Source organism: Microbacterium excoecariae, from assembly GCF_011326725.1.
In the GTDB taxonomy this organism is placed as follows: domain Bacteria; phylum Actinomycetota; class Actinomycetes; order Actinomycetales; family Microbacteriaceae; genus Microbacterium; species Microbacterium excoecariae.
On record NZ_JAANCO010000001.1, the window covers coordinates 648,519 to 670,056 of the forward strand.

Genomic DNA, 21,538 nt, shown 5'->3' on the forward strand with positions numbered 1-21,538 from the left:
ACCCGATGGAGCCCCCATGTCGATCCGCCTCTCCCGCCGCGCCTCCGCCCTGGCGCTCGCCGCCGCCACGACGCTCGTGCTCGCGTCCTGCTCCTCCGGATCCGCCGACACCGACAGCGGCGAGGCCGCCGAGGAGGGCGGCTGGGACGTCACGCTGCAGCTCTCCTGGATCAAGAACGAGGAGTTCGCGGGCGAGTACGTCGCCGACAGCGAGGGGTACTACGAGGAGGCCGGCTTCGACGGCGTCGAGCTCGTCGCCGGGCCCTCCACCGGCGTCGCCGAGCTCCTGGGCGGCACGGCCGACATCGCCCTGAGCGACGCCGTGGCCGTCGGCACCGCGATCGCGAACGAGGACGCGCCCCTGACGATCATCGGCGCGACCTTCCAGGCCAACCCCTTCACGATCCTCTCGCTGGCCGACGGCGCGAACCTCGCCACCCCCGAGGACCTCGTCGGCGCGCAGATCGGCGTGCAGGACTCGAACCTCGCCCTGTTCCAGGCCTTCCTCGCCGCGAACGGCATCGACGAGGGCGACGTCGAGGTCGTGCCGGTGCAGTACGACCCGGCGCCGCTGACGAACGGCGAGGTCGACGGGTTCTTCGCCTACACGACCAACGAGGCCATCACGGTCGAGCTCGCGGGCAACGAGATCACCAACCTCGAGCTCGCGCAGAACGGCCTCCCGTTCGTCGCGGAGACGGTCGTCGTCACCGACGAGACGCTCGCGAACGAGCGCGACATGCTGAAGGCGTTCCTCAAGGCCGAGGTGCAGGGCTGGACCGACGCGGTCGCCGACCCGCAGCTCGGCGCGGACCTCGCGATGGAGACCTACGGCGCAGACCTCGACCTCGACCCGGAGAAGACGCTCCGCGGATCCGAGGCGCAGAACCTCCTCGTGACCTCCGACGAGACCGAGGAGAACGGCCTGTTCACGATCAGCGAGGAGCTGCAGTCCGCGACGATCGACTCCCTCGCGGGCGCCGGCGTCGAGGTCACGGCGGACGAGCTGTTCGACCTCAGCCTGCTCGAGGAGATGTACTCCGAGAACCCCGACCTCGTCGACTACGCCGGCTGATTCGGAGCACGCACCACCTCATGAGCGACACCACCACGATGGCCGGGACGGGCCTGCAGATCTCGGGGCTGAACAAGGTCTTCCGGGTCGGCCGCAAGTCCGTCACGGCCCTCCAGGACGCCGAGCTCCACACCGAGCAGGGCACGTTCCTCTCGCTGCTCGGGCCCTCGGGCTGCGGAAAGTCGACGATCCTGCGGATCCTCGCGGGCCTCGAGGATCCCTCGAGCGGGACGACGCGCGTCGACGGCAAGAGCCCCCGCGAGCTGCGGCGGGACGGCGCGATGGGCATCGCGTTCCAGGACTCGGCGCTGCTGCCCTGGCGCAGCGTGCAGTCGAACATCCAGCTGCCATTCGAGGTCGCGGGCCGCCCGGTGGATCGGGACTACGTCTCGGAGCTCATCGAGCTCGTCGGCCTCTCGGGGTTCGAAAAGGCCAAGCCGGGTCAGCTCTCGGGCGGCATGCGCCAGCGCGTGTCGATCGCGCGCTCGCTCGTGATGAAGCCCAGCGTGCTGCTGTTCGACGAGCCGTTCGGCGCGCTCGACGACATGACGCGCCAGCGCCTCAACCTCGAGCTCCTGCGCATCTGGACCGAGAAGCCCGTGACGACCCTCCTCGTCACCCACGGCATCTCGGAGGCGATCTTCCTCAGCGACAAGGTGGCCGTCATGAGCCCGCGTCCCGGCCGCATCAAGACGGTCATGGACATCGACCTGCCGCGCCCGCGCACGCCCGAGATGATGCGCACCCCCGAGTTCCACGCGTACGTCGACGAGGCCTCCGACCTGCTGTTCGGCACGGACGAGGGCGGATCCGGTGGCCTCTGAGGCCCTCGCCGCCCCCGGCGCACGGCGCGCCCCCGCGTGGGCCGTCGGCGTGGCCGGCGGGGTCGGCGTCATCGCCCTGTGGTGGATCCTCGCGGCCACCGTCCTCGGCAGCGTCGGCCCGGGCGGGGCGCAGGCCATCCCGACGCCGCCCGAGGTCATCGCGAGCATCGCGGCCTCCGGCTGGGACTTCTACGCGCGCAACTTCTCGGTCACGATCGCGGAGGCGGGGATCGGATACGCCTGGGGCAACGGGCTCGCCCTCCTCGCGGCGGCGATCGTGCTCGTCTTCCCCCGCCTCGAGGGCGTGATCATGCAGCTCGCGATCATCACGTACTGCATTCCGGTCGTGGCGATCGGGATCCTCCTCGTCGTCATCATCCCGGTCCCGGACGCGGGCGAGCCGTCCGGCAACGCGGCCTTTCTCGCGGCGCTCAGCGTGTTCTTCACGACCGTCGTCGGCTCGCTCCTCGGGCTGAAGGCGGCGGATCCGGCGGCCCTGGACGTCGTCAGCGTGTACGGCGGATCCCGGCTCACGCAGTTGCGGAAGGTGCGGTTGATCGCGGCATTGCCGGCGATCCTTAACGCGCTCCAGATCGCCGTCCCGGCCGCGTTCCTCGGGGCCGTGCTGGGCGAGTTCTTCGGCAAGGTCGAGCTCGGCGTGGGCCCCGCGATGATCGCGGCCCAGCAGAACATCGACGCGGCGCGCGTGTGGGCGCTCGCGCTCGTCTCGGGCGCCGTGGCGCTGGTGGGGTACCTCGTCGTGGCGCTCCTCGCCCGCGCGATCGCGCCGTGGTCGAAGGGGGTGGCCTCGTGAGCGCCGACGTCCGGCGCGAGGCGCGCCGCGCGACCGGCCGCGCGCTCGCGCGCAGCCTCACGACCTTCGTCCTCACCCTCGTCGCCGTGGTGGCGCTCTGGCAGCTCGCGCTGTGGGCGTTCGCCGTGACGCCCTACGTCGGCAAGGGGCCGGCGGATGTGTGGGAGTACCTCGTCAGCGGCGAGGACGCCTCCGAGCACCTCGCGGAGCTCACGGGGCTGCTCGCCGTCACGCTCGGCCACGCCGCGATCGGCTTCGCGGCCGGCCTCGTCGTCGCGCTGATCGCGGCCATGACCTTCCAGCTCAGCCGCGGGATCGAGGCGGCGCTCATGCCGATCGCGATGCTCCTGCGCTCCGTCCCGCTCGTCGCGATGGCGCCCGTGATCATCCTCATCTTCGGCCGCGACTTCTGGTCCGTCGCCGTTATCGGCGGCATCGTCGTTCTCTTCCCGGCCCTCGTGAACATCGTGTTCGGGCTGCGGTCGACCTCGCCCCAGATGAACGACCTCATCGCGGTGTACGGCGGATCCGCCTGGACCGCGCTCGTGAAGGTGGCCCTGCCGAGCTCCGTGCCCGCGCTGCTCGCAGCGGTGCGGATCTCCATCCCCGGCGCCATCACGGGCGCGCTCCTCGCGGAGTGGCTCGCCGTCGGCGGCGGGATCGGCGGGAGCCTCGGGCAGTTCAGCGCCTCCGCGCAGTTCTCCGCCCTCTGGGCCGCCGTCGTGCTCGTCACCGCCGCCGCCCTCGTTCTCTACAACCTCGTCGCCGTCGTCGAGTCCGTGCTGCTCGCGCGCATGGGCATGGCCGGCCGCGCCTGACCCGAAAGAATGACCCCATGACGATCGATCTCGCCGCCTTCGCGCGCGCCCTCCCCAAGGCCGAGCTCCACCTGCACCTGGAGGGCACGCTCGAGCCCGAGCTGAAGTTCGCCCTCGCCGAGCGCAACGGCATCGCGCTCGCCGAGTCGACGGTCGAGGAAGTGCGCGCCACCTACGACTTCACGGACCTCACGAGCTTCCTCGCCGTGTACTACCCCGCCATGGGCGTGCTGCAGACGGCCCGCGACTTCGAGGACCTCGCGTGGGCGTATCTGACGCGCGCGGCCGCCGACGGCGTCCGCCACGTCGAAATGTTCTTCGACCCGCAGGCGCACACGAGCCGCGGCGTGCCGTTCGCGGACGTCATTGGCGGGTATCGTCGCGCCGCGGTGCGCGCGCAGGCGGAGCTGGGCGTCTCGGCCGAGCTGATCCTGTGCTTCCTGCGCGATTTCTCGGCGGAGTTCGCGATGGCGACCCTCATGGAGGCGCTCCCGTATCGCGCCTGGATCGTCGGCGTCGGTCTCGACTCCGACGAGCGCGGCAACCCGCCGGAGAAGTTCGCCGCCGTCTTCGCCCGCGCGAAGCAGGAGGGCTTCCTCCTGACGATGCACTGCGACATCGACCAGGACGGATCCATCGATCACATCCGGCAGGTCATCGAGGAGATCGGCGTCGACCGCATCGACCACGGCACGAACGTCGTCGAGGATCCGGCGCTCGTGTCGGCCGTGCGCGAGCGCGGCCTGGGCCTCACCTGCTGCCCCTCGTCGAACTCGTTCGTCACCGAGAGCATGAAGGCCGACGAGATCGTGCAGCTGATGCGCGAGGGGGTGCGCGTCACGCTGAACTCGGACGACCCCGCCTACTTCGGGGCCTACGTCGCCGAGAACTACGTGCTCCTCGCCGAGCACGCGGGGCTCGAGCCGGCCGACCTCGTGACGCTCGCGCGCAACTCGTTCGAGGCCTCGTGGCTGACCCCCGCGCGCAAGGCCGCCTTCCTCGCGGAGCTCGACGCGTTCGCCGAAGAACAGGGCGTCGCCAGGGGCTGATGTGACGCTCGAGGGGGCACCGGGCGACGCGGGGGCGGCGGCGCGTCTCGGCGCGGAGATCCGCCGGATCCGCCGCGCCCGGTCCCTGACGCTCGTCGAGCTCGGCACCCGCACCGAGCTGTCTCACGCCTTCCTCAGCCAGCTCGAGCGGGGGATCGTGCAGCCGAGCCTGCCGTCGCTCCGGCGGATCGCGCTCGCGCTGGAGACGAGCCCGATCGAGCTGATCGCGGCGTCGGAGGCCGCACCGCCGTCTGGCAGCCCGTTCGAGGTGCAGCGCGCGGGCACGGGCGCCGTGCCCGCGTCGTTCTCCGCGGGCATGGCGCGCATGCTCGCCCGCGCGCCCGCGCGCTTTCACCCCATGGAGGTCGACGTGGAGCGGTCGGACCCCGGCGACGCCTTCCGGCACGAGGAGGGGGAGTTTCTCTACGTCGTCGCGGGCGAGGTTGCGGTCGAACTCGACGGCGTCGAGCATCGCCTCGCGCCGGGGGACTCGGCCTACGTCGGCGGCGGCATCCCCCACCGGTGGTGGTCGCACCAGGCGCCCGCGCGCCTCGTCGTCGTCAAGGAGGCGCGCGGGCGCTGAGCGCGCGTCAGAGCTCGAGGGCGACGGCGGTCTCGAGCGCCGCCTCGATGCTCCGCATCCAGCCGTCCTTCACAGCCCGGTTCTTCTCGCTGTACAGCGAGGCGCCGTCCACGAGGTTGCTCGAGCAGGCGCACACCATCCCGGCCCGCATCCCGCGCAGGCGCGCCACCACGTACATCGCCGAGGCCTCCATCTCGACGTTCAGGATCCCCATGTCCGCGAGCTGCTGGATCCACTCCGGGGTCTCCGCGTAGAAGGCGTCGTCCGACGCGCTGATCCCGGTGTGCGATCGGGTGCCCGCGGCCTCCGCGATGCGGGCGGATTCGGTGGCGAGTCGCGCGGTCAGGAGCGTGTCGGGCACTGCGGGATAGCCGGCATGGACGTAGGCGGCCGTCGTGCCGTCGTTGCGCAGCGACCCCTCGCTCACGAGGAGGTCGCCGGGCTCGATGCCGGGTCGCAACGCGGCGGAGCTCCCGACGCGGATGACGCTCGTCACGCCGACGCGGGCAAGCTCCTCGACCGCGATGGCCGTCGACGGGCATCCCATCCCCGTCGAGGTGGCCGTAATGTGCCGGCCCTTGTACCAGCCGGTCATCGTGCGGTGCTCGCGGTTGTGCGCGACGTCCACGACGTCCGTGAGGAACTCGGCCACGAGCGGGACCCGGAACGGATCCCCGGGCAGGAGGGCGACGGACGAGACCTCGCCCGGCGCGACGCCGATGTGGTACTGGCGGGCGGTGCGGCCCTCGGCGGACTTATCGACGATGTCGGATGCGGACATGGTTCCGGCTCCCTGTCAGGATCTCGGTCCCCGCCCTGAGCCGGCCGGTGTGCCGGCCATGGTGATAGGACTCCTACCCGCCCCACCGTAGGCGCCGCGTGTTTCGGGAATGCGACGGGCCCCGCGACGCGAGGCGCGTCGCGGGGCCCGTTCGGACGATCAGACGGTCGTGTAGCCGCCGTCGATCAGGTAGTACGCGCCCGTGACGAACGAGGCGTCCTCGCTCAGGAGGAACCGGACGACCTTGGCGATCTCGTCGGCACGGCCGAGGCGGCCGAGGGGGTGCTTCGCGACGAGGCCCTGCTTGATCTCGTCGGGCGCCTCGGCGAGCAGCGGCGTGTCGATGTAGCCCGGGCCGACCGCGTTGATGCGCAGGCCCTGGGGGCCGTACTCGGCGGCCGCGTTCTTGGTGACGCCGACGACCGCGTGCTTTGTCGCGGTGTAGGCGCCGTTGCCGAGGGCCGCGACGGTGCCGTGGATCGAGGCCATGTTGACGATGGCGCCCTCCTCGGCGCCCGCCTCGAGGATCGCGGGCACCTGGTAGCGCATGCCGTACGCGACGCCGTTGAGGTTGATGCCGACGACCGTGTCCCACGCGGCGATGTCCATCTCGCCGATGGGTGCGCTCGCCCCGCCGATGCCGGCGTTGTTGAAGGCGTAGTTCAGCTTGCCGTAGGTCTCCTGCGCGAACGCGACGGCCTTCTCGCTGTCCTCGGCGACAGCCGTGTTGCCCTGGAACGCGGCGGCCACTCCGCCGGCCTCCGCGATCTCGTTCACGACGCGCTGCGCGGCCTCGAGCTTGATGTCGGTGACGACGACCTTCACGCCGAGCGCCGCGAGCTCCTTCGCCGTCGCCTCGCCGATGCCCGATCCGCCGCCCGTGACGAGCGCGACCTTTCCGTCAAAACCCATTGCGGTCCTCCTTGGACTCCGTGAAGATGGCGCGCGGAGCGCGCCAGGCGCGCTTTCGGGATATTGGCGCGCAGGCCCAGCCTACGCCTGTCGAAGAGCGCCGGGGCGCCCAGAAACGGTCAGGCTGCTGTGCGAAAATCGGCGAAATGAGCGCCACCTCCTCCGCCCCGCCGCGCGGACGCATCGATCGCTACTTCCGCATCACCGAGCGCGGCTCGACGATCGGCACGGAGGTCCGCGGCGGCCTCGTGACCTTCTTCGCCATGGCGTACATCGTCGTGCTGAATCCGCTGATCCTCGGGACGACGCCCGACGGCACGGGCGCGTTCCTCGGGGGCGGATCCGGGGACGGATCCAACTTCGCCGCCATCGCGTCGGCGACGGCGTTGATCGCCGGGATCCTCTCGATCCTCATGGGCGCCGTCGCGAACTATCCGCTCGCGCTCGCCGCGGGCCTCGGCCTCAACGCGGTCGTCGCGTTCTCGATCGCCGGGATCGAGGGCGTCACGTGGGCCGACGCGATGGGCGTCATCGTCATCGAGGGCATCATCATCCTCGTGCTCGTGCTGACAGGCTTCCGCGAGGCCGTGTTCCGCGCCGTGCCGCAGGAGCTGAAGGTCGCGATCGGTGTCGGCATCGGGCTGTTCATCACGCTGATCGGCCTCGGCAACGCGGGCTTCGTGACGAACGAGGGGTCCACGATCCTCGCGCTCGGCAACCTCGGCACGCTCCCGATCCTCGTGTTCGTCGTCGGCCTCGTGCTGACGATCGTGCTGCACGTGCGCCGCGTCAAGGGCGCGCTGCTCATCTCGATTCTCGCCGCGACGGTCCTCGCGATCGTGCTCGAGAACACGCTGCACATCGGCCAGCGGTCGGAGGAGAACCCGGGCGGCTTTAACAGCGCCCCGACCTTCGACGGGGTGATGGCCGTGCCGGACTTCTCGTTGATCGGCCAGTTCGACCTGCTCGGATCCTTCCAGAGCATCGGCGCCGTCACGCTCGTCCTGCTCGTGTTCTCGCTGCTGCTCGCCGACTTCTTCGACACGATGGGCACGATGGTCGCCGTCGGCGCGGAGGCGCACCTGCTCGACGCCGACGGCAACCCGCCGAAGGCCAGGCGGATCCTCCTCGTCGACTCGGTGGGCGCGATCGCGGGCGGCATGGGATCCGTTTCCTCGAACACCGCGTTCGTCGAGTCGAGCGCCGGCGTCGGCGAGGGCGCCCGCACGGGGCTCGCGTCGATCGTGACGGGCATCGCGTTCCTGCTCGCGACCCTGTTCGCGCCGCTCGTCGCGCTCGTGCCCTACGAGGCGGCCGCGCCCGCGCTGGTGCTCGTCGGGTTCCTCATGATGACGCAGATCGCGGGCGTCGACTGGCGCAACCTCGACGTCGCGATCCCGGCGTTCCTCACGATCGTGATCATGCCGTTCACCTATTCGATCTCGGACGGCATCGGCGCGGGCTTCGTCGCGTTCGTCGTCGTGAAGCTCGCGCGCGGCCGGATCCGCGAGATCCACTGGCTGATGTGGCTCATCTCGATCCTGTTCGTGGTCTACTTCCTCCTCGACCCGATCCTGGCGCTCGTCGGGTAATACCCACCTACAAGTCCACATTTCTCCGGTAAGTCTCACCGCCAGGCGGTGAGACTTACCGGAGAAATGTGGACTTAGGGGGCGGGCGCGACGGAGCTACGCCCCGCCGGCGAGGCGCCAGACCCGGTCGCGGGTAAACGGCTGCTCGAAGGGGCGCGCTCCGAGCGCCCGCGCGATCGCGTTTCCGAGCGCGGGCGCCACCGGGTTATAGGGGCTCTCGCTCATGGACTTGGCGCCGAACGGCCCGAGGTCGTCGTGCGTCGTCGCGAACGACACGTGCGTCACCGGCACGTCCACGAACTGCGGCACGCGGTACGCGCGGAACATGGGGTTCGCCACGCGCCCCTCCGCGAGGTGGATCTCCTCGTAGAGCGCGCCGCCGAGGCCCTGCGCGACGCCGCCCTCGATCTGCCCCACGCACTGCGCGGGGTTCAGCACCGTGCCCGCGTCGGCGGCGTGCACCTGGCGAAGCACCCGGACGGATCCGGTCTCCGGGTCGACCGCGACGCGGACGGCGTGCACGTTGAACGCGAGCGACCGCTTCTCGCCGAGCTCGGATCCGGTGGCCGTCTCGTCTTCCCGCGGCACGGATCCGCCGATCCGGTCCCGCAGCGCGAGCGCCGCCGCGTACAGCGCCTTGCCCGCCACGGTGAGCCCCGCCGACGCGAACGCCCCGGTGTCGTGCTCGACGACGTCGGTGTCGGCGTGGAGGATGCGGACCCGGGCGACCGGGACGCCGAAGACGCTCGCGACGATCTGGCGATGCACGGTCGTCGACCCGTTGCCGAACTCGGCGGTCCCGGTGCGGGCCGTGAAGGATCCGTCGGGGTGGGCGGTGACGGAGGCGTGCGCGACGTGCCCGAACGGCGCCATCGTCGCGATCATCGCCGCCGCGACGCCCTCGCCCACGAGCCATCCGGCGGGGGCCGGCACGTCGTCCGGGCCCGCGAGCGCGGCCTCGGCCTGGTCGAGGCACTGATCGAGGCCGTACGAGCCCCACAGCGTGCCCGCGTCGATCTCGCCGGAGGCGTGCATGATCGGATCCCCGTCGCGGATCGCGTTGGCGCGCCGGAGTGCGAACGGATCCATTCCGAGGCGCTCCGCGACCATGTCGACCGCCGACTCCACGGCGAGGATGACCTGGCCCAGCCCGTACCCGCGGAAGGCGCCGGAGGGCGGGTTGTTCGTGTAGACGGCCTCCGCGTCGATCCGCACGGCGGGGACGTTGTAGAGCGACACGGACTCGGACAGCGCGTGGTGCATCACCCCGGAGGCGTGATTGCCGTAGGCGCCCGTGTCGCTGAGCAGCTCGATGGCGATCCCGGTGAATCGGCCCGCCCGATCCGCCCCGAGGCGCACGCGCGTGCGCATGGGGTGCCGGAAGCTCGACCGCAGGAACTCGTCCGTGCGGCTGAACTCGTACGCGACCGGCCGGCCCGTCGCGAGCACCGCGAGCGCGACGAGGTCCTCCGTGAAGATCTCCTGCTTGCCGCCGAAGCCGCCGCCGACCCGTGGCGCGAACACGCGCACGCGCTCCCGCTCCAGGCCGAATACGCGCGCGAGCTCGTTGCGGGTGAGGAACGGCACCTGCGTCGAGGAGCGGATGACAAGGGAGCCGTCGTCGTCGAGCCACCCGACGGATCCGTGCGTCTCGAGCTGCGCGTGGATCGTGCGCCCGTTGCGCCACGTCTCGTCGATTACGACGGCGGATCCGGCGAGCGCCTCCTCGACGTCGCCGCGACCCGTGTGCAGGTCGGCGACGACGTTGCGATTCGCGTCCGCGACCCGGTCTCCCGGCGTCCGCCCCGGGTGGATCACTGGGGCGCCGGGCGCGCGCGCCTCGTCCGGATCGAACACGGCCGGGAGCACCTCGTAGTCGACCTCGACGAGGCGGCACGCGGCGTCGGCGGCCTCGGCGGACTCGGCGACGACAGCCGCGACGCGCTGGCCGACGAAGCGGACGACGTCGTCGAGCATGCGGGTGTCCGCCGCGTCGTCCGTGTGGCGCTCGTGGCGGCCCGTCGAGTAGAGCACGCCCGGCGCGTCGGCGTGCGTGAACACGGCGACGACGCCCGGGTGCGCGAGCGCCGAGGCCGTGCGGATGTCGCGGATCCGCGCGTGCGGGTGCGGGGAGGTGACCACTCGCAGCACGAGCGCGCCCGCGGGCACCTCGTCGAACGTGAACGGCTCGAGCCCCTGAACCACGCGCCGCGCGGGCTCGGGGACGACCGACTCGCGTACGCCGCCCGGGCCCGTCTCGGCCGCGGCGCCCGACTCGGCCCGCGCGCCCGTCTCGCGCACGGGGCCGAGCGTGGACTCGATCGCCTCGCGGATCGGGCGATACCCCGTGCACCGGCAGAGGTTGCCCTTCATGCGGCGGTCGAGATCGTCGGCGTCGTCGGGGCCCAGGCAGGCGGCCGTCACGCTCATGCCGGGTGTGCAGAAGCCGCACTGGAAGCCGAACCCCGTCGCGAGGGCCTCCTGCACGGGGTGCAGCTCGTCGCCCGGCGCGAGCCCCGCCGCGGTCGTGATGACGGATCCCTCCGCCCGCGCGGCGGGGATGAGACAGGAGTGCACGGGGGACCCGTCGAGGATGACGGAGCACGCCCCGCAGTCGCCCGCGTCGCACCCCTTCTTGACCTCGGTGTGCCCGTGCTCCCGCAGCAGCGTGCGCAGGCACTGCCCGGGCCGCGGGTCGGTGTCCAGGGCGGAGCCGTTGACGTCGATTCTCATGCCAGGGCCTTTCGGACGCGTTCGGCGAGCACCTGGCTCACGCTGCGGCGCCAGTCGGCGGATCCGAGCGGATCCGTGTACCAGCCGCCCAGGCCCGCGACGGCGGCGCGCAGCTCGTCGGCGCCAGGCGGGGCGGAAAAGCGCACGAGGCGCGGGGTGAGCGTCGCGGCCGTGACGGCGACGAGCGTGGATCCGTCCGGGTCGCGGCGCCCCGTCACGACGGCGCCCGAGCGGCCGTGCTCGGCCAGCGCCTCCTTCGCGAGCGCTGTGCGGCCCCGGAGCGCGGCGGCGGGGATGTCCATCGCGCGAATCACCTCGCCGCGCGCGAGCGTGTTCTCGCCGTTGCCGGCGGGGATCGCCGCGACGCTCGTGCGACGCTCGCCGCCGTCGGGCGTATAGATGAGCGCCTCGGCATCGAACGCGACGGCCATCGACACCATTGCCGCGGCGGCATATGACCGGGCGATGTTGCCGCCCACGGTCGCCGTGTGCCAGATCTTGAACGACGCGAGGAGCGCGTTCGCGGCCTCGCCGAAGAGGGGAATGTTCGCGGCCTCGCCGTACGCGACGAGCTCGGCGATCGTGCAGGTCGCGGCGATGCGAAGCCCGCCGCCCTGCGGCTCGATCGGGGCCCACCCCATCGCCTGCAGGTCGACGAGCCCCGTCACGTGCGGATTCGCCTCGCTGAAGAGCCAGGTCCCGCCGCCGAGGATTTCCTCGCCCGGGGTGAGCGCGAGGTCCGCGCGCGACGCGGCGCGGCGGTAGGAGGTCACGGCCGTGAGGTCCACGATCACACCCCGCTCTCGGCGCAGGCGGCGGGCTCGGACGCGACGCGATCCCGGTGGAGGGGGCCGTCGAGGTCGCGCAGCGGTAGGCCGGATCCGCCGAAGCGCGCGGCAAGGATCTCGGCGAGGGCGGACACGGCCGTCTCCTCCGGCGAGGACCCGCCGAGATCGAGCCCCAGCGGCGAGTGGATCCGGGCGATGTCTGCGGCGGCGACGCCCGCCTCGGCGAGGAGCTCGGCGCGCCGCCCGACGGTGCGGCGCGCGCCCAGCGCGCCGACGAACCCGACGGGGAGCGCGAGCGCCGCCGCGAGCGAGGGCACGTCGAGCCGCGTGTCGTGGCTGAGGACGACGACGGCCGTGCGGTGATCGACGGGGCCCGGATCCGCGAGCAGGTCCTGCGGCATGTCGACTCGCACCTCGGCGGCGTCCGGGAAGCGCTCGGGGGTGGCGAGCACGGACCACGGGTCGCAGACGGTCACGGCATAGCCCGCGGCGGTCGCGACGCGGCACAGGGCGGCGGCGTGCTCGGTGGCGCCGAGGAGGATCAGCCGCGGGCGGGGCGCGCGGCTGAGGGCGAGGACGGGGCGTGCGCCCGCGAGCAGCCGCGTCTCGCGCAGGAGCGCCGCGGCCGCGAGCTCGGGGTGTCCCGCGAGCTCGCCCGTCGCGAGGTCGATCCCGATGGTCGTGGCCTCGCCCCGCGCGGCCGGCGCGAGCGCCGCCGCGAGCGCGTCGTCGACCGCGTGCGCCAGCACGTCGACCTGCCCGCCGCACGCGAGGCCCGCGGCGTGGGCCGTGTCGTCGTCGAAGCCGAAGCGCGCGGTGCGGGCCCGCCCGTCGGCGAGCACGAGGTGCGCGAGCTCGACCGCGTCGCCCTCCACGCACCCGCCGGAGATGGATCCGATGATCTCGCCGTCGTCGCACACGGCCATCGCGGCGCCGAGCCCGCGCGGGGCGCTCCGGGCCACGTGCGTGACGGTCACGACGGCGACGCGCCGTCCGCGGGCGCGGCGGTCGAGGATCGGGCGGGCGAGGTCGAGCATCTGCCCAATGTAGGCGCCGCAGATTGCGGGTTCGTTGCGGCCGCGCGGCGATGCCGCTCGGGGAATGTGCGCCGATCCGCGCACCGGTGGCCGCCGGGGGAGTACCGTCGGCGACAGAAGGCGTAGCGAGCCGGTCACCGCCGACCGGCCCCGCCGAGATCACATCGGGAGAACGATGCGAAGTGTTGCGTGGGGGTCGACCGGGTCCTCGGTGCCGAATGTCGTCGCGGGGATGATGCGGATCCCCGAGAAGTCCGACGAGGAGATCCGCGAGCTGTACACCGCGGCGCGGGAGGCGGGGATCGACTTCTTCGACCACGCCGACCTGTACGGGTTCAATCACCCGGGCGGCGGGTATCACCTGTGCGAGCAGCGTTTCGCCGACGCGCTCGGCCTCTCGCCGTCGGAGCGCGAGGGGATCGTCCTGCAGACGAAGACCGGCATCGTCTCGGATCCGTGGGGGTACGACCACTCGTACGACCACATCGTGGCCTCGGCAGAGCGCTCCCTCGCGGCGCTGAAAACCGACTATCTCGACGTGCTCCTGCTGCACCGGCCGGACGCGCTCGTCGAGCCCGAGGAGGTCGCGCGCGCGTTCGACCACCTCGAGTCGTCCGGCAAGGTGCGCCGGTTCGGCGTCTCGAACCACACGCCGCGCCAGATCGACCTGCTGAAGAGGGCGGTGACCCAGCCGATCGTCGCGAACCAGGTGCAGCTGTCGATCACGCACTCGACGCTCGTGGCGCAGGGCCTCTCGGCCAACATGGCCGACTTTGACGACGCGATCACCCGCGACGGCGGCGGGCTCGTCGAGTACGCGCGGATCCAGGGCATCACCCTGCAGGCGTGGTCGCCCTTCCAGGCCAGCTTCGGGACCGGGGTGTTCCTCGGCTCGCCCGAGTACCCGGAGCTGAACGCCGAGATCGACCGGCTGGCCGCGAAGTATGGCGTGGATCCGATGGCCATCGCCGTCGCGTGGATCACGCGCCACCCCGCGGGAATCCAGGTGGTCCTCGGGACGACGACGCCGGCGCGCGTGACCGCGGCGGCGGAGGGCAGCGACCTGCCGCTCACGCGCGGCGAGTGGTACTCGCTCATCCGCGCGGCCGGGCACAACGTCCCCTGAGCCGTGCTCGTCCCATTACCGTGAGGGCATGCATGCGGTGACGGGGATCGTGCTCGCCGGCGGCGCGGGGCGCCGCTTCGGCGGGCCTAAGGCGCTCGCCCGGACGGCGGAGGGGACGCCGTGGCTCGCGCGCGCGGTGCGCGCGCTCGAGGGCGGTGGCGTGGCCGACGTCGTCGTCGCCCTCGGCGCACGGGCGGACGAGGCGCGCGCCCTCGTCCCGCGGGGCGCGCGCGTCGTCGTCGCGGCCGGCTGGGAGCGCGGCGTGTCCGCGACGCTCCGGGCGGCCCTGGCCGCGACGCGCGGATCCGTGCTCGTTATCCCCGTCGACACCCCGGACCTGCCCGCGGCGGCGGCGGCGCGGATCCTGGCGGCCGGAGAGGGCCCCGACGCGCTCGTGCAGGCGACGTACGGCGGCCGCCCGGGACACCCCGCGCTGATCGGATCCGCCCACGTCGCCCCGCTCGCCTCGCAGCTCGCGGGCGACCGCGGCGCGCGGCGCTACCTCGCGACGCACGGCGCCCGCGAGATCCCGTGCGACGACCTCTTCTCGGGCGAGGACATCGACACCCCTCACCCCTAAGTCCACATTTCTCCGACAAGTCTCCGTGGAATCCACGGAGACTTGTCGGAGAAATGTGGACTTGCGGGGCCCGAGCTATGCCCGGCGGCGCCGGAGCGTCAGCGCGCCGAGCGCGAGGAGGGCGAGCGCGGCGATGCCCACGCCGACGAGCGGCGCGTCCCCGCCCGTCGGGCGGAGGCGCGCGTCCGCGTCCTGGGCGTCGCCGGGACCCTCGTTCACCCCGCCGCTCCCCGAAGCGCCTGTGCCCAAGCCGACCGTCTCTGAGCCGCCGGAGCCCGAGCCGGGTTCGGAGCCGGTGCCGCCCGCGCCCGTCCCGGACCCCGCGCCACCCGCGCCGGGGCTGACCTGGGCCGCGCGCACCCCGAGGTCGGCCTCCGCGACCGCGTCGCCCGCCACCGCGCGCAGCACGTAGTCTCCGGCCGGCGTCTCGGCGGGGATCGTGACGCCGCTCTCGGCCCGGCCGTCGGCGCCCACCGTGAGATCGCCGAGCGCGGTGGGCGTCGCGGCCGCTCGCGCGGCGGGTGAGGCCGCGGTGTCGAACCACAGCGTCACCGCCGACCCGGGCGGGAAGCCCGCCACGGAGACGCGCACCGCGTCGCCCGCGGTCACCCGGCTCGCGCCGAGCGACAGGGACGGATCCGCGGCCGGGGGCTCCGGATCCGTGCCCGGCGTGACCCGCACCCGCTGCACAACCGAGTCGGCGGATCCGCCGTTGTCGTCGGTCGTCCGCACGTACCAGCCGTACGCGCCCGGTTCGTCGACCCGCCACATCGTCGCCGCGATGGACCCGCTCGCGAGGCCTTCCGCGCGCCCGATCTCGCGCTCCGTCAGCACCTCGGCGCGGAACGCCGAGGTCTCGAGACGCTTCTCGCGGACGGAGATTCCGAGATCGGCATACGAGACGGTGAAGTCCTGGAAAACGTACGGATCCGTGTCCGGCCCGAGAAGGCTCGCCTCGTCCGAGTTGTAATCCAGGAGGGACGGCGAGTAGGTGCGCACACGCATCTGGCCACCGTCGTTGTCGAACTGCAGCAGGCGCAGGTACCCGAGGCCGCCCTCGGACAGGCCCTGGTAGTCGAACAGCATCGAGTGCACGGTGCGGTCGGCGACGCCGTCGCCGGTGTCATCGAAGCGATCGGTGCGCGTGAAGGCATCGTGGTAGTGCCCCGAGAACACGAGGTGCACGTTCGGGTTCGTCGCCACGACCTCGTCCATGATCTGCTGTGGGATCGGGCCGAGCCCGCCTGTCGTCAGCATGAACTCGTGCAGGTTGAGGATCGCGGTGCGCTCCGGGTATCGGGCGAGCACCTCGTTCATCCAGGCGATCGCGTCCTGCTGCGGGTCCCACCCCATGTAGACGGTGATGAAGTCGATCCCGCCCGCGGTAAACAGGTCGTAGTGGCCGCGGTTGTTCTCGTAGCTGCCGCCGTACCAGGGGTTTCCGGCGTAGCGATCCTCGCCGAAGTACTTCCCGTACACGCTGTAGTCGGCGAGCTGGTTGCCGACGTCGTGATTGCCCGCGAGCACCCCGTACGGCAGGCCCGCCTCGTCGAGCTTGCGATACTCCGGATCCGCGTTCTGCCACTGGTAGGGCTGGTCGAAGTCATCGACGATGTCGCCGGTGTGGATCAGGTACTGGATGTTCTGCTCGTCGCGCTGGTCGAGCACGTAGTCGTGGATCGCGCTCTGGTGGGAGAAGAACTCCTCGTTGTAATACTGCGTGTCCGACTCCCACGCGATCGTGAAGTCGTACTCGGACCGCGGGGTGTCCTCGGGGTGCGCGGGGGTCACGGGCGTCTCGCGGGTCGACAGGTCGGGCCCCGCATATCCCTCGGTGTGCTGCACGAGCGCCGTGACGACGCCGTCCGCGGCGTGGTCGGCGAGCGACACCTCGCCCGCGAGCGTGACCTCCTCGCCGTCGACCGCGGTGAGGTGGCGGGTGACCTCCACCCAGCGGGATCCGTCTGCGGCGCGCGCGTAGAGGATCAGCTGCGCATCGGCGTTCGCCGTCCCGGTCCACGTCAGGCGCGCGGTGGCGCCGTCTCCCGCGTCCGCGGGCACGTCCACCTCGAACAGCTGGTACGGCAGCTCGGTTCCCGAGGCGACCGGGGCGAGCCCCTCGCCCGGTGCGAGGGCCTCGGCCTCCGCGCGCTCAAGCGAGGCGGCGTCGGTCGTCGTGCCGGACGCGGCCCGCACACCCTCGTCGCCGAGCTCCGCGCGCGTGCCCTCGAGGAAGGTCGCGTCGATGCGGTCGTCGGTCGGGTCGGTCACCCGCGCCTGCAGCGCGATCTCGCCCGCCTGCACCTCGGCGCCGTCGTCCGGCGCAAAGCCGTCGGATCCGGGGTGCTCCTCGGGCACGAGGAACGTCGCGGACGCGTCGGCGACGTTGCCGACGGCGTCGGTCGCCGACACCGAGAAGACGTGCTCGCCGGGCGCGAGATCGGCGGAGGAGGCCGCGTGCCCGAGCTCGACGCGCTCGCCGTCGAAGGTCGCCACGACGCTCGTCGCGGCGGCGTCCGTCACGGTCGCGTCGAGCACGATGTCGCCCTGGTAGACGTCGCCGTCGGCGACGGAGAGCGTCACTTCGGGCGCCGTGTTGTCGACCGTGACGGTGGCCTCGGCGTTCGCGCCGCCGTCCTCCGCGCGGATCCGGTGGGCTCCGTCGGCGACGGCCGTCGTGTCCCAGTCGTGGGCGACGGCGCGGAAGGCGTCGTCGGGGAGCGCGAACACGGCCTCGAACGCGTCGAGCTTGCCCGCACTATCGCCCATGCTCACGAGCGCGGTCGGGTCGTCGTAGCCGGCGGGGCGCAGCGTGCGGCCGTCCGGCAGCACCAGGCGCATCCCCGAGATGACGAAGTCGTCGTTGTTCTCCGCATCGTCGATCCACGGGCCCGCCTTCGTACCGGCCCAGACGCTCACGGCCAGGTCGGATCCGTGCGCGACGTGGGCGAGCGGGACGGGCACCGAGATCGTCTCGGTCGCCTCGTACGTGCCCTCGTCGAAGATGTGCAGGATCTCATCGCCGATGCGCACGCCGTTGCGGAAGTAGAAGTCGGTCTGCGACGCCTCGAAGACGAACATCGGCTCGGACTCGAGGGAGGGGCGGGTGGCGACGGCGGATCCGTCGATCGTTAGCTGGAGTGGCGACGGGTACGCGTCGGAGGCGGCCGAGACGGCGTGCGTGCCCCCGACGAGCTCGCCGTCGTCGACGTTCAGGCGCACCGGATCCGTTGTCGCCCCGGCGACCGCGACGCGGCGCGGCTCGGTCGTGACGGTGTGGACGCCGTCCGAGACCGTCAGCGTGTACTCGTACCAGGCCTTGCCCATCAGGTCGGCGGCGGCGATCTCATGGGCGTAGCCGTCGGATCCGTCGTGCGTGAGCGTGACGACCTGAGGGTCCGCGTCGATGTCGTTCGTCAGCGTGAGGGTGGCGGTGCGCACCTGACGGTCGTCGGTGATGCGCCAGGCGATGGGGAAGGCGGACGACGGGTCGATCTCGCCCGCCGTGAGGTCCTGGGCGGTCGGCGGGCCCGCGTCCTCGGCCGGCACGACGAGACCGTCCGGGACCTGGTCGACCTGCACGCGCCCCGGCGACGCGGCGCGGACCTCGACGATCTCCTGCAGGCCGCCCTCCGCGGACGCCCGGTAGTGGATCCCCTGATCCGCGCTCGTGTCGTCCGCGCCGGCCATGTTGTAGTAGGCGCGGTTGACGGCGAAGCCCGTGTTCGTGCGCACCGCGATACCGCGGGCGGATCCGTTCGCCATGCCCGCGCTCGAGACCTCCACGAGGCTCTCGCCCGCGACGAGCTCACTGCCGAAGTGCGCGTTGAAGTCGGCGCCCGTGAGGTCGTCGTTCGCGCCGTTCTTGATCCACAGCACGAGCGCCTCGCCCGCCGGGATCACGACGTCGGCGGGAACGGCGGGCCACAGGGCCTCGTTCGTGTTCGTCTCCGTGTCCTGGGGATACAGGTAGGTCAGGGCGTAGTCGGCGAAGCCCACGGGCTCGCTCGAGGCGTTGAACAGCTCGACGAACTCGTACCCGTCGCTGCCGCCGACGTTCGTGGAGTCGGGCAGGATCTCGGTGACGACGAGCGGGGGGCCCGCGAGGGACGGATCCGGAACCAGCGCGCCGATGTCGGCGGGGCCCGCGGGTTCGGGGTCCTCGCCCGGCACGAGCTGCTCGGCGGAGACCGTTCCGGGCGTGTAGGGGGCCTGTGGGGTGAGGAGCGCGGAGGCTCCCGAGGCGGACGGGGCGCGGAAATCGGCGCCCGCGCCCGCGGCCATGGAGCCCGAGGGGGAGAACGACCACCCGAGCACACCGGAGGGACCCTCGACGCGAATAGCCCGGTCGCCGCCGTTGGCGAAGCCGTTTTGCCCCGTGATCCGTACGACCTGCGTGTCGGCGCCCGCGCCCGTGTGCGCGCGGAAGTCGTCGGCGGAGTACGCCCACGAGTCGACCGTGCTCGTGGTGTAGCTCAGCCACAGTGCAACCGACTCACCGGGGGCGAGCGTGACGTCCCGCTCCAGGGCGAGCGGGGTGGCGGAACCGGCGGATCCGTCCTCGTAGGCGTACGAGAAGGTGATGCCCTCGTCGGCGAGCGATACCGCCCGGTCCGCGGTGTTCGTGACCTCGACGTACTCGAAGTGGTCGTAGCCGACGTTATCCGCGACGATCTCCGACACGAAGACGGGGCTGGTCTCGTCCGCGGCGGCCGGCGCGGCGGACAGGCCCACGCCGGTCGCGGCGATCGCTGCCGTGACCGCGGCGGCGAGCGCGCGGGGGAGGGGTCGTCGGGCGGGGAATCGCTCGGGCATCGCGACTTCTCTTCTGCTCTGCGGGCGGCCACCGCCGAACGGCGGGCCGCCCGCAGGCTATGAAGGCGCTGTGGCACCGCGGTGAACGCGGCGTGACCGCTTCAGGAACCGTCCCCGGGGCTCCCTCAACGCCCTAAGTCCACATTTCTCCGACAAGTCTCCGTGGAATCCACGGAGACTTGTCGGAGAAATGTGGACTTGTGTGAGGGCGGGGCGGGGCCTCAGCCGCCCAGGACGATGTTCGCCGGGCGCTCGCCGCGGGCGAGGCGCTCGGCCTGGCTCGCCACGAGGCGCGCGATGCGGGGGCGCATGGCGGCCGAGAGCCCGCCCACGTGGGGCGCGACGAACACGCCGTCGAGGCCCCACAGCGGGTGATCGGCGGGCAGGGGCTCGGGGTCGAAGACGTCGCTCGCGACGCGGATCCGCCCGCGCGTGACGTGGTCGACGAGCGCGTCCGTGTCGAACGTCGGGCCGCGGCCCACGTTGACGACGAGGGCGCCGTCGGGGAGCGCGGCCAGCGCGGCGTCGTCGATCAGGTGCCGCGTCGCGGGGCCGCCCGGGAGGACGTTGATGAGGATGTCCGCGCCCGCGAGCAGGCCCGCCAGCTCGTCGATGCCGTGCACGTCGACGCCGTCCTCGACGCGGGCGCGGGACGCCACCGGAACCACCTCCACCTCGAAGGGCGCGAGGCGGGCCGCGATCGCCTTGCCGACGCCGCCGTAGCCGAGCAGGACGATGCGCTTGTCGGCGAGGCCCGGGGTCCACTCGGCGCGCCACTCGGCGCGATCCTGGCGCCGCACAACGTCGTCGAGCCCGCGCTGGGCGACGAGGAGCAGGCCGAGCGTGAGCTCCGCCGTGGCCGTCTCGTGCACGCCCGTGCCGTTCGCGTAGACGAGGCCCTCGGGCAGGACGTCCGCGACGCCGTCGAAGCCGATCGCCTGGCCCTGCACGAGGCGCGGCTGGATCTTCTCGAGCGCGCGCAGCATGGATCCCTGCTTCATGTAGGGCGGCACGACCATGCCGATGTCGTCGCGCGGCGCCTCGCCGTCCTCCCACAGCACGATCTCGATGCCGAGCGAGGGGTCGACGAGCGCCCGCACGTCTTCGGCGAGCTGCTGGGTGGGCACGGAAACGACGAGAGAGGAGGTCATGGTGCGAGCGTATCGCCGGCGGGACCCCTGCCGGCCGTTCACGGGGTGGACACCCTCGCGTCACCCGGGCGGCGCGGGCCCCGTGTTCACTGCCCGGATGAGGTTCCTGCGCGCCGCGACCCCGCTCCTCCTCCTTGCCGTCCTGTCGGGCTGCGGAGGAGGGGCGGATCCCGCCCCGCCCACAGCCGGACCCGCCCTCCCCGCGGACCCCGTCCCCGGCGCCACGTCGCTCGCCTCGCCGCCGGACGCGGACGCGCTTGCCTCACTCCCCGGGGCAACGCTCGCCATCGTGCTCCGCGCGGACGAGGCCGGGGCTGTCACGATGCGCGACGCGGCGGTGGCGCTGGCGGCAGACACGGGCGTCGACGCCGACGTGTTTGCCGCGCCGACGCCCGACGCGGACGGCGTGGCCGAGGCGCTCGCGGAGGCCCTCGCGGCGGACCCGGATGTCGTGGTCGGCCTCGGCGCCGGCGTCGTCGACGTGGTCTCGCTCGAGTCCGCCCAGATCCTCGATCGCTCTTTCCTCCTCGTCGGCGCGCAGGTGGCGGAGCCGACCGAGAACGTCACGGCCGTCGTGTGGGACGGCGCGACGTCGCGCGGATCCGCCGCGAGCGCGGATGGTGCGCTCGACCCCGCCACCGTCACGGACTCCCGCGCCCGCGCGGCGCTCGTCGCGGGCCTCGACGCGGTCTGGGCGGGGGACACCGGCGGCGTGATTCTGCTGAGCGCGGAGTAACCCTTCGCCTGCGCGTTACGCAACGTTCCACGAAATATCGCGTGCGGGTCACACCCGGTGTCCACCGTTACGCGGGGCGCCTCGGCGACCTTCCGCACAGTTGACCACAACTCGAGATTGGCAT

Annotated in this window: 17 protein-coding genes; 10 read left to right on the forward strand and 7 right to left on the reverse strand. The window is 72.4% G+C overall.

Translation table 11 applies throughout. The features are described from left to right. Window positions 1-16: 16 nt before the first annotated feature. The 6 genes from G8E01_RS02915 to G8E01_RS13020 are packed head-to-tail and all read left to right on the forward strand — an operon-like array spanning window position 17 to window position 5,163. Entirely contained in the window at window positions 17-1,075 is a 1,059-nt protein-coding gene (locus G8E01_RS02915) for an ABC transporter substrate-binding protein (RefSeq protein ID WP_166315616.1), read from the forward strand. A gap of 20 nt (window positions 1,076-1,095) precedes the next feature. Next, window positions 1,096-1,899: an ABC transporter ATP-binding protein gene (locus G8E01_RS02920; RefSeq protein ID WP_166315619.1), complete on the forward strand. Its 804-nt coding sequence runs from the start codon at window positions 1,096-1,098 to the stop codon at window positions 1,897-1,899. Beyond that, window positions 1,889-2,713 (forward strand): ABC transporter permease subunit, encoded by an 825-nt coding sequence (locus G8E01_RS02925; protein ID WP_166315621.1) that lies wholly within the window; start codon window positions 1,889-1,891, stop codon window positions 2,711-2,713. Before G8E01_RS02920 ends, G8E01_RS02925 begins: the two co-directional genes overlap by 11 nt. Then, window positions 2,710-3,531, forward strand: coding sequence for an ABC transporter permease subunit (locus tag G8E01_RS12665; RefSeq protein WP_166315623.1), 822 nt, complete (start codon window positions 2,710-2,712; stop codon window positions 3,529-3,531). The genes G8E01_RS02925 and G8E01_RS12665 overlap by 4 nt, the downstream gene beginning before the upstream one ends. A gap of 17 nt (window positions 3,532-3,548) precedes the next feature. Next, complete coding sequence (gene add, locus G8E01_RS02935) at window positions 3,549-4,580, forward strand: adenosine deaminase (RefSeq protein ID WP_166315625.1); 1,032 nt, start codon at window positions 3,549-3,551, stop codon at window positions 4,578-4,580. Window position 4,581: 1 nt separating this feature from the next. Continuing rightward, window positions 4,582-5,163: a cupin domain-containing protein gene (locus G8E01_RS13020; RefSeq protein ID WP_166315628.1), complete on the forward strand. Its 582-nt coding sequence runs from the start codon at window positions 4,582-4,584 to the stop codon at window positions 5,161-5,163. Window positions 5,164-5,170: 7 nt separating this feature from the next. Here G8E01_RS13020 and G8E01_RS02945 read toward each other — a convergent pair whose 3' ends face one another. Continuing rightward, entirely contained in the window at window positions 5,171-5,944 is a 774-nt protein-coding gene (locus G8E01_RS02945) for a nucleoside phosphorylase (RefSeq protein ID WP_166315631.1), read from the reverse strand. A 159-nt stretch (window positions 5,945-6,103) separates the two neighbouring features. Beyond that, window positions 6,104-6,856 carry an SDR family NAD(P)-dependent oxidoreductase gene (locus G8E01_RS02950; protein WP_166315634.1) on the reverse strand — a complete coding sequence of 251 codons (753 nt, stop codon included), beginning with the start codon at window positions 6,854-6,856 and terminating at the stop codon, window positions 6,104-6,106. Between the two features lie 146 nt (window positions 6,857-7,002). Here G8E01_RS02950 and G8E01_RS02955 point away from each other — a divergent pair, with 146 nt between their 5' ends. Further along, entirely contained in the window at window positions 7,003-8,448 is a 1,446-nt protein-coding gene (locus tag G8E01_RS02955; protein ID WP_166315637.1) for an NCS2 family permease, read from the forward strand. 96 nt (window positions 8,449-8,544) lie between these two features. Here G8E01_RS02955 and G8E01_RS02960 read toward each other — a convergent pair whose 3' ends face one another. Genes G8E01_RS02960 through G8E01_RS02970 form a run of 3 tightly spaced genes read right to left on the reverse strand, consistent with a single transcriptional unit; the run spans window position 8,545 to window position 13,006 of the window. Next, the gene (locus tag G8E01_RS02960; RefSeq protein ID WP_166315640.1) at window positions 8,545-11,181 is read right to left on the reverse strand and encodes a molybdopterin-dependent oxidoreductase; all 2,637 of its coding nucleotides are present in this window, start codon (window positions 11,179-11,181) and stop codon (window positions 8,545-8,547) included. Continuing rightward, window positions 11,178-11,975 carry an FAD binding domain-containing protein gene (locus G8E01_RS02965; RefSeq protein ID WP_338100724.1) on the reverse strand — a complete coding sequence of 266 codons (798 nt, stop codon included), beginning with the start codon at window positions 11,973-11,975 and terminating at the stop codon, window positions 11,178-11,180. Before G8E01_RS02965 ends, G8E01_RS02960 begins: the two co-directional genes overlap by 4 nt. After that, window positions 11,972-13,006 carry an XdhC family protein gene (locus G8E01_RS02970; RefSeq protein WP_166315646.1) on the reverse strand — a complete coding sequence of 345 codons (1,035 nt, stop codon included), beginning with the start codon at window positions 13,004-13,006 and terminating at the stop codon, window positions 11,972-11,974. Before G8E01_RS02970 ends, G8E01_RS02965 begins: the two co-directional genes overlap by 4 nt. 175 nt (window positions 13,007-13,181) lie before the next feature. Here G8E01_RS02970 and G8E01_RS02975 point away from each other — a divergent pair, with 175 nt between their 5' ends. Next, window positions 13,182-14,132 (forward strand): aldo/keto reductase, encoded by a 951-nt coding sequence (locus G8E01_RS02975; protein WP_166315649.1) that lies wholly within the window; start codon window positions 13,182-13,184, stop codon window positions 14,130-14,132. 28 nt (window positions 14,133-14,160) lie between these two features. After that, entirely contained in the window at window positions 14,161-14,712 is a 552-nt protein-coding gene (locus tag G8E01_RS02980) for a nucleotidyltransferase family protein (RefSeq protein WP_166315652.1), read from the forward strand. A gap of 75 nt (window positions 14,713-14,787) precedes the next feature. Here G8E01_RS02980 and G8E01_RS02985 read toward each other — a convergent pair whose 3' ends face one another. Both G8E01_RS02985 and G8E01_RS02990 read right to left on the reverse strand, forming a co-directional pair. Continuing rightward, window positions 14,788-19,527: a metallophosphoesterase gene (locus tag G8E01_RS02985; RefSeq protein ID WP_166315655.1), complete on the reverse strand. Its 4,740-nt coding sequence runs from the start codon at window positions 19,525-19,527 to the stop codon at window positions 14,788-14,790. A 221-nt stretch (window positions 19,528-19,748) separates the two neighbouring features. Further along, on the reverse strand, window positions 19,749-20,678 hold the full coding sequence (locus tag G8E01_RS02990) for a 2-hydroxyacid dehydrogenase (RefSeq protein ID WP_166315658.1): 930 nt from the start codon (window positions 20,676-20,678) through the stop codon (window positions 19,749-19,751). Between the two features lie 97 nt (window positions 20,679-20,775). Between G8E01_RS02990 and G8E01_RS02995 the strand changes: the two genes are divergently transcribed. Beyond that, window positions 20,776-21,414, forward strand: coding sequence for a BMP family ABC transporter substrate-binding protein (locus G8E01_RS02995; protein WP_166315661.1), 639 nt, complete (start codon window positions 20,776-20,778; stop codon window positions 21,412-21,414). Window positions 21,415-21,538: the final 124 nt, after the last annotated feature.